The sequence below is a fragment of the Zobellella maritima genome (assembly GCF_003075035.1).
Lineage (GTDB): Bacteria > Pseudomonadota > Gammaproteobacteria > Enterobacterales > Aeromonadaceae > Oceanimonas > Oceanimonas maritima.
In genome coordinates this window covers 770823-785654 of the sequence record NZ_QCZE01000001.1, presented here as the reverse complement: position 1 = coordinate 785654, position 14832 = coordinate 770823, and the positions used below count along the sequence as shown (strand labels likewise).

At 62.1% G+C, this 14832-nt stretch carries 12 protein-coding genes; 8 read left to right on the top strand and 4 right to left on the bottom strand.

The genetic code is table 11. The annotated features are described in order from the left end of the window. The first annotated feature begins 7 nt into the window (after nucleotides 1-7). Nucleotides 8-862 carry a universal stress protein gene (locus tag DCS96_RS03565; protein ID WP_116472968.1) on the top strand — a complete coding sequence of 285 codons (855 nt, stop codon included), beginning with the start codon at nucleotides 8-10 and terminating at the stop codon, nucleotides 860-862. 190 nt (nucleotides 863-1052) lie between these two features. After that, nucleotides 1053-1904 carry a universal stress protein gene (locus tag DCS96_RS03560; protein WP_116472967.1) on the top strand — a complete coding sequence of 284 codons (852 nt, stop codon included), beginning with the start codon at nucleotides 1053-1055 and terminating at the stop codon, nucleotides 1902-1904. 294 nt (nucleotides 1905-2198) lie between these two features. Here the strand turns inward: DCS96_RS03560 and mukB are convergent, their stop codons facing one another. From mukB to DCS96_RS03540, 4 genes are all read right to left on the bottom strand, one after another. Further along, entirely contained in the window at nucleotides 2199-6638 is a 4440-nt protein-coding gene (mukB, locus tag DCS96_RS03555) for a chromosome partition protein MukB (protein ID WP_232818175.1), read from the bottom strand. Then, entirely contained in the window at nucleotides 6635-7306 is a 672-nt protein-coding gene (gene mukE, locus DCS96_RS03550; RefSeq protein WP_116472966.1) for a chromosome partition protein MukE, read from the bottom strand. The genes mukB and mukE overlap by 4 nt, the downstream gene beginning before the upstream one ends. Next, the gene (gene mukF, locus DCS96_RS03545) at nucleotides 7287-8612 is read right to left on the bottom strand and encodes a chromosome partition protein MukF (RefSeq protein WP_116472965.1); all 1326 of its coding nucleotides are present in this window, start codon (nucleotides 8610-8612) and stop codon (nucleotides 7287-7289) included. Before mukF ends, mukE begins: the two co-directional genes overlap by 20 nt. A gap of 342 nt (nucleotides 8613-8954) precedes the next feature. Further along, entirely contained in the window at nucleotides 8955-9746 is a 792-nt protein-coding gene (locus tag DCS96_RS03540) for a methyltransferase domain-containing protein (protein WP_116472964.1), read from the bottom strand. Between the two features lie 200 nt (nucleotides 9747-9946). Here DCS96_RS03540 and DCS96_RS03535 point away from each other — a divergent pair, with 200 nt between their 5' ends. The 6 genes from DCS96_RS03535 to rsxB all read left to right on the top strand — a co-directional run bounded on the left by DCS96_RS03535 (nucleotide 9947) and on the right by rsxB (nucleotide 14831). After that, entirely contained in the window at nucleotides 9947-10588 is a 642-nt protein-coding gene (locus DCS96_RS03535) for an ElyC/SanA/YdcF family protein (RefSeq protein ID WP_232818174.1), read from the top strand. A gap of 124 nt (nucleotides 10589-10712) precedes the next feature. Beyond that, nucleotides 10713-11465 (top strand): triose-phosphate isomerase, encoded by a 753-nt coding sequence (tpiA, locus tag DCS96_RS03530; protein WP_116472962.1) that lies wholly within the window; start codon nucleotides 10713-10715, stop codon nucleotides 11463-11465. A gap of 112 nt (nucleotides 11466-11577) precedes the next feature. Then, the gene (gene pfkA / locus DCS96_RS03525) at nucleotides 11578-12540 is read left to right on the top strand and encodes a 6-phosphofructokinase (protein WP_116474513.1); all 963 of its coding nucleotides are present in this window, start codon (nucleotides 11578-11580) and stop codon (nucleotides 12538-12540) included. Nucleotides 12541-12802: 262 nt separating this feature from the next. Further along, nucleotides 12803-13519 (top strand): sulfite exporter TauE/SafE family protein, encoded by a 717-nt coding sequence (locus tag DCS96_RS03520; RefSeq protein ID WP_116472961.1) that lies wholly within the window; start codon nucleotides 12803-12805, stop codon nucleotides 13517-13519. A gap of 171 nt (nucleotides 13520-13690) precedes the next feature. Beyond that, a complete protein-coding gene (gene rsxA, locus DCS96_RS03515; RefSeq protein ID WP_116472960.1) occupies nucleotides 13691-14272 on the top strand; it encodes an electron transport complex subunit RsxA in 582 nt (193 codons plus the stop codon). A 1-nt stretch (nucleotide 14273) separates the two neighbouring features. Continuing rightward, the gene (gene rsxB / locus DCS96_RS03510; protein WP_116472959.1) at nucleotides 14274-14831 is read left to right on the top strand and encodes an electron transport complex subunit RsxB; all 558 of its coding nucleotides are present in this window, start codon (nucleotides 14274-14276) and stop codon (nucleotides 14829-14831) included. Nucleotide 14832 lies beyond the last annotated feature (1 nt).

Genomic DNA, 14832 nt, shown 5'->3' with positions numbered 1-14832 from the left:
GAAAATAATGACCACCAATGTAATGGCATGTATCGATGGCTCCGGTTTTGCCGGCGCCGTCTGTGATTTCGCCAGCTGGGCCAGCCTTCGCCTGGACGCCCCCCTGACCCTGATCCATGTGCTGGACAGGGCCAAACAGCCGGATCTGGCCGATCTGAGCGGGACCATCGGCCTCGGCACTCAGGAGCACCTGCTGGAAGAGCTGGCCGGCCTGGACGAACAAAGGGCCAGGCTGGCGAAGGAACAGGGCCGGCTGATGCTGGAAGCGGCCAGGGATCGCGCCGTTAAAGATGGCGTGAAAGAGCCCACCACCCTGCAGCGCCATGGTGAGCTGGTCGACACCCTGGTGGAATTTGAGCCCCATACCCGGCTGCTGGTATTGGGCCGTCACGGGGAGGACAGCGGCTCCGCCTTTGCCCATCTGGGCAGCCATGTTGAACAGGTGATCCGTGCCGTCCACAGGCCGGTACTGGTCACCCTGGGTGAATTCAAGGAGCCGCGGCACATCATGCTGGCCTTCGACGGCAGCGCCACCACCCGCAAGGGCGTCGAAATGCTGGCCCAGAGTCCGCTGTTCAAGGGGCTCAGCTGCCACCTGGTACTGGTGGGCGCCGACACCGACGATAACCGGGAGCAACTGAACTGGGCCAAAACCACCCTGGAATCCGCCGCCATCACCGCCCCGGCCAGCATTATCGCCGGTGATGTGGACAAGGTGCTCAGCCAGTATCAGCAGGATCATGATATCGATCTGATGGTGATGGGCGCCTATGGCCACTCCCGCATTCGCCAGTGGCTGGTGGGCAGTACCACCACCGCCATGATTGCCGCCGCCAGGGCGCCCTTGCTGGTATTGCGCTGATCTCACCTGTTTTGTGGGGAGCCCCCGGCCGATGAGATGAGCGGTGCCCCATCTCATCGCGGCGAGAGCGCCCCTCCCACAGGGTCGCCGCTCCCACCCTTGCGCAATCCCACACCTTGATACAGGTCAATTGCCGTTCTCGTCAATTGCGCTAAGGTTAACCATCAGATGGTTAACAAGGAAGGCAGCGATGAGTACCCATGTTTTAGCCTGTATCGACGGCTCCGACTACAGTGCCAGTGTCTGTGACTATGCGGGATGGGCCAGCCAGCAACTGTCCGCCCCGCTGGTATTGTTGCATGTGCTGAACAGCCCGGAACGCTCCCAGCTGGTCGATCTGAGCACCTCCACCAGCCTTGATGCCCAGGAAAAACTGCTGGCCGAACTGACCGAACTCGACAAAAAACGCATCGGTCTGGCCGAGCAACAAGCCAAACTCATACTGGAGCAGGCCCGAGACCGACTGGTCGAATCCGGTTATCCGGCACCGCGTATCCTGCAACACCAGGGTCGCCTGGTGGAAACGTTGGAGCAATATGATGATTTTTGCCAGCTGCTGGTGCTGGGCCGCCAGGGCACCAATCAGAAGGTAGATCGCAAACGCATGGGCAGCCATGTGGAGCAGCTGCTTCGCACCACCGACAAACCGGTATTGCTGGTTCCCCCGATATTTCAGCCACCCGGCAAGTTAATGCTGGCCTTCGATGGCAGCACCACCACCCGCAAGGGTGTCGAGATGCTGGCGACCTCTACCCTGCTCCAAGGCCTGCATTGCCACCTGGTGATCGTGAACGAGGATTATCAGCATCAAGGCCAGCTGGAATGGGCCGAGCAGACACTTCGCAACGCCGGCCTGGACGTCACCGCGACTCGGCTGGAAGGCGACGTGGAATACAACCTCCGGCAATACCAACGAGAACATGGCATTGAGCTGATCGTAATGGGCGCCTACGGCCATTCCCGCATCCGCCAGTGGCTGGTGGGCAGCACCACCACCGCCATGATAGCGGGCGCCGCCGTACCTTTATTGATATTGCGGTGACCACCGGCCCCGAACGGTCCATGTTCATGCCGGCAGCCCGCGCTAACAACAGGTTCTTGCGGGTGTACTGGCCGCACCTTCCCTGCGCTTTGCAGCCATGATGCCGGAATAAGAACACGTTAGCGTGACAGGCGACACCGGGGCGCCTGTAATTGTTCGCCTGTCTGCTGGGCCCCCCCATTGTGCCAAATACCTTGACACCGACAGGGTGACACTGTGAAAAAGCCCCGCGGCCTATCGACCGCGGGGCTGGGTTAATTATCGCGAGGCCGGTTCCGCCAGCGGTCGCGGCGGTTACGCCACCGGCTCGCCGGCAAAGCCGCGCAGGCCCACCACATGCACATGCTCCTGCTTGCCGTGCACCTTGCGGATCAGCTTGTAGGTGGTGCCTTTTTCCGGGCTGATGTTCTCGGGGGCGGCAATCAGCAGCTGCATGTCCTGGCGTTCGCACAACTCAAACAGGGTGGCGATGGAGCGGGCATCGAGTCGTGCCGCTTCGTCCAGGAACAACAGCCGGCAGGGTTGCACCTCCCGCGAACGCAGGTGACGGGATTCTTCCTCCCAGCTCTGTAGCACCATCAGCAGGATGGCCTGGCCGGTACCGATAGCCTCGCCAGTCGACAAGGCCCCGCTCTCGGCACGCAGCCAGCCGTCGGCGCCGCGCTGTACCTCTATGTCCAGATCCAGGTAGTTGCGGTAATCCAGCAATGCCTGGCCCAGCACCTGCGGGCTACGATCATTCTGCTCCAATTGCGGATTCAGCCGCTGGAACAGCTTGCCCATTGCCTCGGAGAAGCTCAGTTCCTTGCTGCTGAACAGGTCCTGATGACGGCCCTCCGGGTCGCTCAGCGCTTCAAGCAAACGGCCGTAGGTGTCGCGGATATTCACGTTCAGCCGCACCCCTGCCACCAGGCCGAAGCTGATATTCTGCAGTCCCTGGTTAAGCTGACGAATACGGTTCTGCTCTCGGCGAATGATGGTGTTGATCTTGGCCGCCACCTCAACGGACGACAACGACAACTGGCCTTCGCGCAACTGCAGCTCGTCCGCCAGCCGCCCCAGCTCCACTTCCATCTCTTCCAGCGCCTCCACCGGATCGTCGGCCCGGATAATGTCGTGGCGAATGCGCGCCTTCAGGTGACGGAACACCAGTATGTAGAACTGCACCTTCTGCAGGGTGCTACGGTTGCCTTCGGAGAGGCGCAGCGCATCGCGCAGCTCTTCATCGTTGGCCACCGCCATGCGCAGGGCGCCGAGCGCCTTGTCGGAAATGGAGCGCAACTCGTCCGCATCAAGGTAGGCCAGTTCCGGCCGGGCCAGGCGCCGCTCCACATCGTGTTCCCGCGCCAGCCGTGCCACCCTGGCCCAACTGGCCTTGTGGGCCACCAGTGCCCTGCGGGCAGCAAAATAGCCCTGGCCGTCCTTGCCAAGCCGCTGGCTCAGGGATTCTATCTCGCGCTTGCTTACCTGGCGCTGGGCCTCGGTCTGGCTGCGCTTGCCACGGGTATGCACCAGTTCGCTTTCCAGTGACCGTTTGGCCTCCCGGGCCTTGTCTTCCATATCGGCAGACAGGGTAATGCCGAGGGCGCTCAACTCTTCGCGGAATTCGTTCAGGGTGCTGTTTCTGGCATCACGGCCGGTTACCAGCGCGGTACGCGCCTGCAGCGCATCGGTCAGCCGGCCGGACAATTGCTCGGCGCGCAGGTCGGCCTTGCGGCGGGCATCGATGGCCTGCACCAGCTTCGCCTTGAGACTGTCATTCATCGCCGAGCTCTGATCCAGCAGCTGTTCGGCATCCGCATAGGCCAGGTGTGGCAGCCGGGCCACCAGCTGGGTCAGGGCATAGGTACGATCACGGGCATCACTCAGCTCGGCTTCCACTTCGCTCACCTGCTGCTGCAGGGCCTCGAAACCGGCGGGATCCTGACGCAGCACCTGCACCTGCTCGGCCAGCCGGCCCAGCCGCTGGCCGTGGGCGGCCATAAAGTCGCGGGCGATTTCCAGCTGGGTCATTTCTTCGCGGGCGCTGTCCAGGCGCTGCTGCTGACCATCATCGGTCAACAAATCCGCCAGCGGCAGTAATTTGTGCAGCAACGCCTGTTGCTCACGCAGCTGGTGGCGCCGGGCCTGCCACTGCTCCAGCCGGCCGGCGATGGCGGCCAGTTCTTCTTCCAGCTGATCCTGCTGGGCGGCCAGCTCCGCCAGCGCCTCGTCGGGGCTGGGCGCAAAGGCCTGTTGCATGCCCTGGCCAACAAAGTCGCTCAGCTGGTGATACAGACGACTGTGCTTCTGCTGGGCAAAGGCGGCCTCGGCGTACCGGGCGCTGACGGCTTCCAGCTCGGTGCTCAACTGCGCGATTTTCGCCTCGCGAGCGGCGCGGCCGAACATGGGCTCGGCAGGAAAACGGGAATAACGCAGCTGGCGTTCACCATTTTTCACCCAGATGGCGCCTTCCAGCTCGGTGGCGTGCAACAGGTCTTCGTCGAAGGCGTCTGGGTTGCCCTGGATCAGATACACATCCGCCGGGCAGGACTCCAGGGCCTGCAGCTGATCCAGCGCCGCCTGGGGGTCGGCCACCACTATGCCATTGCGGGCCGGACCATACAGAGCCTCGTAATAGGGGGCATCATCCACATTGATGTCGTCGTACACATCCGCCAGCAGGGTGCCGCCCAGCTGCTCGCACAGAGAAATCAGCCGCGGATCGGCATCCGAGCCACTGCTCAGGCTGCGGATCTGCTGCTCCAGGCGCTGCTTGGCGGCCAGTGCCTGTTGCTTGCTTTGTTCTGCCTGATGCTCATCGCGCAGCGCCTGCTGCATGGCGGCGGTCACCTCATTACTGTCGGTCAGCGGCAGCTTTGATAGCTCACGCAATCGTTCCAATTGCTGCTGGGCCTTGTGCCAGGCCGGCGCCGCTGCACGCAGTTCACTCACCCGGGGGGCAATCTGTCCCAGGCGAGACTGAAGCTGGCGTCTGTCTTCGGCGCAGTCGGCCAGCTGTTCTTCCAGCTCGCTCTTCTGTTCGTCCAGCTCCGCCAGCTGCAGCTCCAGCTCGGCGTTATCCTGCACCGGCCGGCCCTGGCGGGCCAGCTCGTCCTGCAGGGCTCGGGCCTTGTCACGCTTTTCGGCGGCCTGTTCGGCGTCCTGCAACTGGCGGCGAATGGCGCCGTCCCGTGCCAGCAGGGACTGGTATTCCCGCCCCTGCTCCAGTAACTGGCCGGCGCGGGCATAGGCCGACGTCCGGGTAGCCTCACCGTCGATGGCCTGCAGCAATGCCAGTGCCTGATCATATTGGGCGCGGGCCGCCTCGGCCAGGGAAAGCTGCTGGCGTTGTTCCAGCACCACGGCGGTCAGCGCCTGCTCACGCTGCTGGTGGGCCAGCTCCTGGGCTTTCGCCTGCTCGGGAGTCAGCTCCGGCAGGCCGCAACGCACCTTGGCTTCGCCCAGCGCCTGGCGGGCCTGGCGATACTGGATGGCGCGGGTCTGCTGAGTATCCAAGGCCTGCTGGTAGTCGGCCAGCTGGCTCTTGAGACTGTCCACCTCTTCTTCGGCCGCCAGCTTGCCGGCTGCCGCCTCATCGTGTTCATCCTGCAGTTCTGCCAGGGTTTCTTCCTGAATGGCCAGCTTTTCTTCGAGCTCGTCCAGCTCCTGCTGGTAGCCGGCGATTTTCTCGCTGAGCTTGACCCCGCTCAGCACCCGGGCCAGATGCTCGGAGGCGATGTCCAGCTCTTCGGTCAGCATACGCTCCCGGGCGGCCAGCCGCTCAAGCTCGTCGGCCAGGTAGACAAGCCGCTCCCGCTCTTCCGCCAGGATACGACGTTCCTCGGCAAGGGCCTTGCGCGCCGTCAGCGCCTGCTCCGACAACCGCTTCTTCTCGGCGCTGTTGCGCACATAGTCGGCGGCCACATAATGGGTGGTTTCGGTGATCAACTGGCGGAACAGATCCCGCTGGCGCTGGGTTTCGCGAATGGCCTCCAGGGTACGGCGGTTCTCGAAGATAGCCGCCTCCATGTCGCTGAAGGCCTTGCGGATGCCGGCGTTTTCCGGCAGCAGGTAGTCTTTCAGGCTGCGGCTGATGGTACTGGAAATGCCGCCGTACAAGGAGGCCTCGATCAGCCGGTAGAATTTGATCCGATCACGCTGATCCTTGAGTTTGCGCGGGGTCACGCCGGTGTCGAACAGGAAGTTGTGATAGTCGGACACAGTACCGAAGCGATCAAAGCGCAACCCGTCCTGCTGGGCTACCGCCTTCAGCTCGCCCAGCGAGCGCACCTGACCGCGACCGTCGTCCAGGCGGTGCAACAACAGGTCGGTAGGGGTATCGCCCGCCCTGATGCCCTGCACGCTGAAGGGGGTCAGGTTGACTTTGTTGTCCCGGTTTGCCACCTGCTCCAGATGCACGCCAAACCAGACCCGCTCGCCCTGGGAGGTATCCACCTCGATCAGCGAATAGCAGTGGCCGCGCTGCAATTTGCCGTACAGGCCCTTGTCGCGGCTGCCGGACTGGCTGCCCGCCTCAGTGGTGTTGCGAAAGTGCAGCAGGCTGAGATCGGGAATAAGCGCCGCGATAAAGGCCGCCATGGTGGTGGACTTGCCGGCACCATTGCCGCCGGACAGGGTGGTCACCAGGGCGTCCAGCTCGAAAGTACGGGCAAAAAAACCGTTCCAGTTGACCATGGTCAGGGAATGAAACTTGCCTCTGCTGAAGGTGCTAAGCGTTTCTGGCGTGCTCACTGCTCGTTCTCCTGCTCTTCTTCCTGGTCGTGGCCGGCTACCGCCTCGCCTTCCTTAATCATGCGCAACTGCAGCGCACGCGGGTCTTCGTCGCTACGCACATCGGCGGCGAAGCGGAACACCGCCTCGCTAATGCGAAACCTGTCCTGGCTGCCCACGGCACTGACCATGCCCAGGCGCTTGAGGCGGCGGATGGCGCTCTTCAACTTGTCGGCGAGCTTGCGCCTGTCCAGATCACTGCCGCCGGCACGCTGGTTGACCATGCGCAGTAGCGCCGCTTCGTTGGCCAGGGTCAACACTTCCTCCTGCAGGTCGAGCAGGGAAAACACTCCCTCGTTGCTCAGCCGGTCAGGGCTCAGATACAAGTAGCACAGCACCTTGCCCACCAGCATTTCCAGCTCCGAGAGGATGGCGGTGCCGAGCTCGCTGGTCGAGCGCGGGCGCAGGTAGTAAAAGCCCTCGGGGGCGCGTACCAGTTCGACATGATAGCGCTGATAGAAGGCTTCCAGTTCCGGGTAATACTCCTGCAGCAGCGAATGCTGTTCCAGCTCGTCGGCACTGATGTGGCGTCCCGCACGCAGCTGGTTGTCCAGCGCCGGAAACAGCGGGTTGGCAATCGCCTGGGCCAGTCTGGGATCCAGGGCTTGTTCAGTATTGGTCGATAACATGTGCTTGTACCTTGGCCCCGTGGGCATTGATGCGCTGCCAGTCCGGCTGGGCGGCGCCCAGGCATTCGGCGTTGGCATGGCCCAGCTTGACCGCTTCGTCGATCAGCAGGCGGGCAATATCGAAATGTTGATGATGGGGGTAATCGTGCAGATAGTCCTTGAGCACGGCGGCCAGATCCAGCGGCCGGCCGGCAACCGAAAACGGCTGCAGATGGTCGCGGATGCGCCCCGACAGCTCGGCGGCCACATCCACCATGTCCTGATACTCCAGTTCGACCGGCAGCTCGCCGGTCACCTCTTCGGCATAGGCGGCCATGGTTTCGTCGCGCAGTTCCAGCAGCGGCTGAGCCTGGGCGATGCACAGCCGCCAGTTGTGCTGTTCAAACTGACGGATGGACTCCCGCAGCCGCTGGCTGAAGGCGCGGTTCTTGTCCATGTCGATGGCGGTGCGGATAAAACGGTGCACATGACGGTCATAGCGGGCCCACAACTCGATGCACTGGCTGCCCCACTGGATGATGGCGTCCAGTCTGGCCTGCAGCTGCTGGCACAGGGTCGCCAGCGGCTCGTCGCGTTCGCCCTGCTGCAGCAGCTCCTCGATATTGAGCAGGCTCTGCTGCAGGCCGTGGCCGGCCTTGTCCAGGGTATCCTGCAGTTCGCGCAGGGTCAGGCCGGTTTCGCGCAACAGCTGTTCACAGGCGCTGATGGCCTCGTGCCAGTTCTTGTTGAGCAGGGCAGCAATGTTGGCCTTGACCGCATTCTGCTGTTCGTCCATGGCGCGCTGGGTGTCGTCGATACGTGCCAGCTGCTCGGCCACCGAATACTTGAGACGGCCCTCTACCTCCTGGGCCCACACCTGCGGGTCCGGATCGGTGGCAATGGCCGCGGCCACCTTGTCCAGATCCCGGGCAATCTGCTCCAGCTGCAGAGAAAGCCTGATTTGGCTCAGCTCACGCTGGGCGGCAAAAAACTCGACGATGGCCACGCCCAGACGCGTCAGCCGGTACCGGCTGTCGCCCTCCCCCGGCTCTCCCTGAAAACGGCTAAGCAGCCGTTGGCGCACCAGATCGTTGATGGCGTTGTTGGCCCGGCTGGCCAGAGTGTCATCGGCCTGCTCGAAGCCCTTGCTGACATAGCCGAAAGCATGGTGCAGCTCGGCCTCGCTCAGCTGTGGCTGCTCTCCGCCGCGGCCGAATACCTGAATCGCCAGCAGGAAGGCCAGCCGTTCCGGGGGCAGGTTAAGCCCCAGGTTTTCCTCTCTGACCCAGCCAATCCAGTCCGGCAGGGTACGGGACATTTCCGTCATCTCGCAGCTCTCTTCGGTTCTTGTTTTGATAACGATGGACAGAGGGTGCAGGCGTTACTCCGCCGACTCACCGTTAATCCCTGTTTGCATGTTCATGCCATCTGACCGCCAGATGACGGGAATGCCGAACCAGCAGGCGCGTTTTTCGACCCTCGCATGGGCTGGCTGGCGGAGCCGAACCCGGTCCCCTCCAGGCACACCTTGGCATTGCCTGACAGTTGCCTTCCCATGCAGCGCGCGGGATCGAGAAACGGCAACTGTTTTTCGAAACAGCGAGTGTCATCTTATAGGCCGTGTCGATTGCGCTGTCTCTTACTCCGTCGCTTGCTTGTTCCAGGATGCTCAGTCGCCTTTCTTCGCCAGCACGTGAATATAGCGCCCCAGGTGCAGGAAGGGCTCCTGGCGGGCGTGCGCCAGCTCCATGGCAATCACCTCGTCCGCCTGTTCCACCCGGATATGCTTCTCCACCATGTAGTCGTGGATCACCCGCACCCCGCTGCGTCCGGTTATAACAAAGCCCAGCTCGCCCAGCCACCGGTAAACCTCATCGGGTTTGCAGGGCCAGCCCGGTGTCAGCTTCTGGCGTCGTTTCTTGACCAGATCGGCGTGTACGTAATCAAAGTGGCCCATCACCAGGCTGTGATACAAGAGGCCGTTGCGATTGTAGAACATCAGTGACAGATGACCGCCGTCCGCCAGCAGCGCCTGCAGACAGGCCAGCAAGCGGGCCTGCTGTTCCACCCATTCCAGCACCGCATGGCACAGGATCAGGTCGAATTGGCCCAGGTCTTCAACACTCAACGACTGAATCGGCGCCTGAATAAACTCAAATTGCCCAAGCAGTCCCTTTTCCTCGACCTGCTCTCGGGCCAGCGCCAGCATTTCGCCGGACAAGTCGCACAACACCACCTTGTGCCCGCGCGCCGCCAGCGGTTGCGACAGGGGGCCAAAGCCGCCGCCCGCATCCAGAATGCGCAGCGGCCGATCCGGCAAGCCGGTCAGCAGTTCGTCAATATCCCGGCTCAACACCGCCAACCGAATGCGGCCCTTGGTGGTACCGTAGATATTGCGCGCAAAGGTATGGCTCTTGCCATCAAAGCTGGTATTGCTTTTAACCTTGGTTTTTCTTCTCACCTTGGTGTTTCTTGCTGAGTCCGGGGAGGCTATTCTGGCACAACCTATACGGTTAACAAATGTGTGCGTGCATGGAGACGATGTTTTTGGCGAAAAAATGGCTGGGTAGCCTGTTATTACCGCTACCTCTGCTGCTTGTCCTGGGCTTTTTAGGGTTGATAATGCTATTAAATAGGCACAAGCGCAGTGGAAGCGCCTTGATGCTGCTGTCGCTGACAGCCTTGCTGCTGCTTGCTACCCGGCCGGTGGCCAATGCCCTGCTCCGCCCCCTGGAATCCCGCTATCCCCCCCATCAGCAGGCCTCCGCTCCGGTCCCGGATGATATTATCGTGCTGGGCGCGGCGGTGGTCGCCGATCCCGGCCTGCCGCTGTTGAGCCGGCTGAGCCAGGCGGGGCTGGCACGGATTACCGAAGGCGTCCGGCTGGCGCATCTGTATCCGGAGGCCCGGCTGATCCTCACCGGCTACAGCGGGGGCGAGGCCATGTCCAGTGCCGAGCTCTACGGGGAGGTGGCCCAGGCCCTGGGCGTGGCGCCCGAACGCCTGCTGCAGCTGCCGCAACCGAAGGACACGGCGGAAGAGGCCAGCCTGGTCAGCCCCCTGATCGACCAAAGGCAGGCACTGCTGGTGACCTCCGCCAGCCATATGCCGAGGGCCATGGCCCTGTTCGCCGCAGCGGGCAGCCGGCCCCATGCCGCCCCGGTCGGCCACCTGGCCAAGGAAAGCCGGGCCGGGCTGCCCTCCTACAGCTATCTGCCCCGGGCCCGCTACCTGTGGCGCAGCGAAACTGCCTGGCACGAATACCTGGGCAGCGCCTGGCTGCGGCTGCAGCATTACTTTTAAGGGAAGCCCCGACTTGACTTGAAACCGACAAAAGAAGAAAAATTACATCATTTTGGGCGTACCGGCTGGCCGCCCCCGGATTCACACCATATAATGGCGACATTTAACCAAAAGGAAACAACTCATGAGACAAACACTGGTAATGGGTAACTGGAAGCTGAACGGCAGCAAGACCCTGGTACAGGAACTGCTTACCGCCCTCAAGGGGCCCGCCGAAGCGGCCAGCCAGGTGGCGGTGGCCGTCTGTCCTCCCGTGCTGTTCTTGGGGCAGGCCCAGCAGGAGCTGGCCGACAGTAACATTCAACTGGGTGCCCAGGACGCCGATATCCACACCCAGGGCGCCTTTACCGGTGAAAACTCGCCGGCAATGTACCAGGAGTTCGGGGTCGAATATGTGCTGGTCGGCCACAGCGAGCGCCGCACCCTGCACGGCGAGAGCGACGCCCAGGTGGCGGCCAAGTTCGCCGCTGTCCAGGACGCGGGCCTGGTGCCGGTATTGTGCATAGGTGAAACCCTGGAGCAGTTCGAGGCAGGGCAGACCCAAGAGGTGGTCGAGCGTCAGCTGCAGGCGGTGATCGCCCACAGCGGCATCCAGGCCCTGGCCAGTGCGGTCATCGCCTACGAACCGGTCTGGGCCATCGGTACCGGCAAGACCGCTACCCCCGAGATTGCCCAGAGCGTACACGCCGCCATCCGCGCCTTTCTGGCCCGCCAGGACGACAATGTTGCAACCGCCGTGCAGATCCTCTACGGCGGCTCGGTGAAGGGCGCCAGCGCCGCCGGCCTGTTCGCCATGCCGGATATCGACGGCGCCCTGGTCGGCGGCGCCGCCCTGCAGGCAGACGAATTTGCTGCCATTATTAGCGCAGCGGCTTGAGTTTTTGTCGGTTTTTTTGGTAATTTTACTACACAAACCGACATTCCCTTGATCTGACCGGTGCGCCGTCATGGCGTGCCGGAAGCTAGATACCTGCAATACCGAGGCTATTATGATTAAACGAATCGGTGTACTGACCAGTGGCGGTGATGCCCCGGGCATGAACGCGGCCATCCGGGCCGTGGTCCGTACCGGCCTGCATCACGGCCTGGAAGTATTCGGCATTCACAGCGGCTACCTGGGTCTGCATCGGGACGAGATCCAACCGCTTGACCGGCACAGCGTCTCCGATGTGATCACCCGCGGCGGCACCTTCCTGGGCTCGGCCCGCTTCCCCGAGTTCAAGGAAGAAAAGGTCCGCGTGGAAGCGGTCGAAAACCTGAAGAAGCACGGCATCGACGCCCTGGTGGTGGTCGGCGGTGATGGCTCCTATATGGGCGCCATGCGGCTGACCGAGATGGGCTTTCCCTGCATCGGTATCCCAGGCACCATCGACAACGACATTGCCGGCACCGACTACACCATCGGTTTCGATACCGCGCTCAATGTGGCGGTCGAAGCCATCGACCGGTTGCGGGATACCTGCAGCTCCCATAACCGTATTTCGGTGGTGGAGATCATGGGCCGCCACTGTGGCGACCTCACTTCCTCCGCCGCCGTGGCCGGGGGCGCGGAGTACGTTATCGTGCCGGAAATCGCCTTCGATCAGGAGCAGCTGCTTCAGCAAATCCATGAAGGGGTGATCAAAGGCAAGAAACACGCCATTGTCGCCATCTGCGAGAACGTGTGCGATGTGAACGAACTGGCCCGGCAAATTCAGGCCGCCACCGGCCGGGATACCCGGGCGACCATCCTCGGCCATATCCAGCGCGGCGGCACCCCCACCGCCCAGGACAGGATAATGGCCAGTCGCATGGGCGCCAGGGCGGTAGAGCTGCTGCTCGAAGGCTACGGTGGCCGCTGTGTCGGCCTGCAGAACAATCATATCGTGCATCACGATATCATTGACTGCATCAAGCACCTGAAACGCCCCTTCAACGAAGAAATGTACCAGCTGTCCAATACCCTGTTCTGAGTGACTGCTTCACGGCATCCCCGTGCACCGCACGGGAATGCCGACACTCATCCCGGTCACAACCCGCTATACGCTCCCACGAAGCTAATGAACGAACCCCTTCTTTCCCGATACCGACTGCAGGATTAAGCCAAACGCCACCAATCGCTGACGCCAGACGCCAGGTTGGCTGGTATTAGCGACAGGCCTGCTGCTATCATCTTCCTAACCGGTTTCGAGCCGGTCCCTATCCGCCAATCATGCAACCAAGAAGAGCCCGAACTTGGACTATACGACTTTAGCCCTGGCCGGCCTGGCCTGCCTTACCGGTGCCTATGTGCAGACCGCCATCGGCTTTGGCATGGCGATCATCGCCGCCCCCATCCTGTTTTACCTGGATCCCGACCTGGTGCCAGGCCCCCTGTCATTTGTGCTGCTGGTGATGTGCCTTGTCAACGGCTGGCGCTTTCGCAAGGGGCTGGAACTCAATCTACTGGTGCCGGCCCTGGTAGCCCGGGTGCCTGGCAGTGCCCTCGGGGTCTTGCTGTTGGCGATGGTCTCTCAGCAGATACTGGCGATACTGATCGCCCTGGTGATCATGCTCGGTATTCTGGTACGGCTCAAGGATATCGCCCTGCCCATGACCCGCACCAACCTGGCCATCGCTGGCTTTCTGTCGGGGGTCATGGGCACCAGCACCACCATCGGTGGCCCGCCCATGGTACTGGTGATGCACGGTGCCGATATGCACCGCATCCGCGCCAACCTGGCCGGCTTCTTCGTGGTGTCCACCCTGATGTCGGTCGCGGCCCTGGTCCTGGGCGGTTACTTTACCCTGTACCACCTGCAGCTTTCCCTGCCGCTGGTGCCCGCCGCCATTATCGGTAACTGGCTGGCGGCCCGCACCCTGCACCTGGTATCCAGACCGGTGATGCACTACGGCTCCTTGCTGCTCTGTACCGTGGCGGTGATCGGTATGTTGATCAATACCTTCTCATAACGAAGCCAATGCCGCTGTGCACGACCTTGGTCCCCCCGGCCGAGCGGCAAGGCGCCGGCATAATTAATGAACAACAAGGCCTTATCACCCCCGTTGCCGGCCGCGGTCGGCATTGTTAAACGCGCCATAAAGTCCGATAATGGGCCAGCGATTCAATCTTGCTGAGTGAACATGTCTGAATATCTGTTGTTGTTTGTCGGCACCGTGCTGGTCAACAACTTTGTATTGGTTAAATTCCTCGGGCTTTGTCCGTTTATGGGGGTCTCCGGCAAGCTGGAGACCGCCATCGGCATGGGCATGGCCACCACCTTCGTGCTGACCCTGGCGGCCGCCTGCTCCTACCTGGTCAACCAGTATATATTGCTGCCGCTGGACCTGCTCTATCTGCGCACCCTGTCCTTTATTCTGGTGATCGCCGTGGTGGTGCAGTTCACCGAGATGGTGGTGCACAAGACCAGCCCGACCCTTTACCGCCTGCTGGGGATCTTCCTGCCGCTGATCACCACCAACTGTGCGGTATTAGGCGTGGCCCTGCTCAATATCAACGAACGTCATAATTTCATGCAAAGCCTGGTGTACGGCTTTGGCGCGGCGCTGGGATTTTCGCTGGTGCTGGTGCTGTTTGCCGCCATGCGCGAGCGGCTGGCGGGTGCCGATGTACCGGCTCCCTTCAGGGGCGCGGCACTGGCCATGATCACCGCAGGCCTGATGTCCCTGGCCTTTATGGGATTCACCGGACTGGTAAAATTGTAGTATGAGTCACCTTCTAATCGCTATCCTGGTACTGGCCCTGCTGGCCCTGATCTTCGGCGTGATCCTGGGATTTGCCGCCGTCAAGTTCAAGGTTGAGGCCGACCCGATCGTCGAACAACTGGATGAGCTGCTGCCCCAGACCCAGTGCGGCCAGTGCGGCTATCCCGGCTGCCGGCCCTATGCCGAAGCGGTGGCCGAGGGCGACAATATCAACAAGTGCGTGCCCGGCGGCGACGCCACCATGCGCAAGATTGCCGATCTGATGGGGGTCGAGCCCCAGCCGATGGGCGAGGCGGAAGCCGCCTCACCCGAGAAAAAAGTCGCCTTTATCCATGAAGACATGTGCATCGGTTGCACCAAGTGCATCCAGGCCTGCCCGGTCGACGCCATCGTCGGCGCCACCAAGGCCATGCATACGGTGCTCAAGGATGAATGCACCGGTTGCGACCTCTGTGTGGATCCCTGCCCCACCGACTGTATCGAAATGATCCCCGTGCCCGTCACCCCCGATAACTGGAAATGGCAACTGCAACCCATCGCCATCAAACAGGTAGAGTAAG

Bases quoted from the DNA above. Each gene is read 5' to 3' on its own strand.
- tpiA (WP_116472962.1), top strand. From the start codon at position 10,713: ATGAGACAAACACTGGTAATGGGTAACTGGAAGCTGAACGGCAGCAAG.
- pfkA (WP_116474513.1), top strand. From the start codon at position 11,578: ATGATTAAACGAATCGGTGTACTGACCAGTGGCGGTGATGCCCCGGGC.
- DCS96_RS03535 (WP_232818174.1), top strand. From the start codon at position 9,947: ATGCTGCTGTCGCTGACAGCCTTGCTGCTGCTTGCTACCCGGCCGGTG.
- rsxB (WP_116472959.1), top strand. From the start codon at position 14,274: ATGAGTCACCTTCTAATCGCTATCCTGGTACTGGCCCTGCTGGCCCTG.
- rsxA (WP_116472960.1), top strand. From the start codon at position 13,691: ATGTCTGAATATCTGTTGTTGTTTGTCGGCACCGTGCTGGTCAACAAC.
- DCS96_RS03560 (WP_116472967.1), top strand. From the start codon at position 1,053: ATGAGTACCCATGTTTTAGCCTGTATCGACGGCTCCGACTACAGTGCC.
- mukE (WP_116472966.1), bottom strand. From the start codon at position 7,306: ATGTTATCGACCAATACTGAACAAGCCCTGGATCCCAGACTGGCCCAG.
- DCS96_RS03565 (WP_116472968.1), top strand. From the start codon at position 8: ATGACCACCAATGTAATGGCATGTATCGATGGCTCCGGTTTTGCCGGC.
- mukF (WP_116472965.1), bottom strand. From the start codon at position 8,612: ATGACGGAAATGTCCCGTACCCTGCCGGACTGGATTGGCTGGGTCAGA.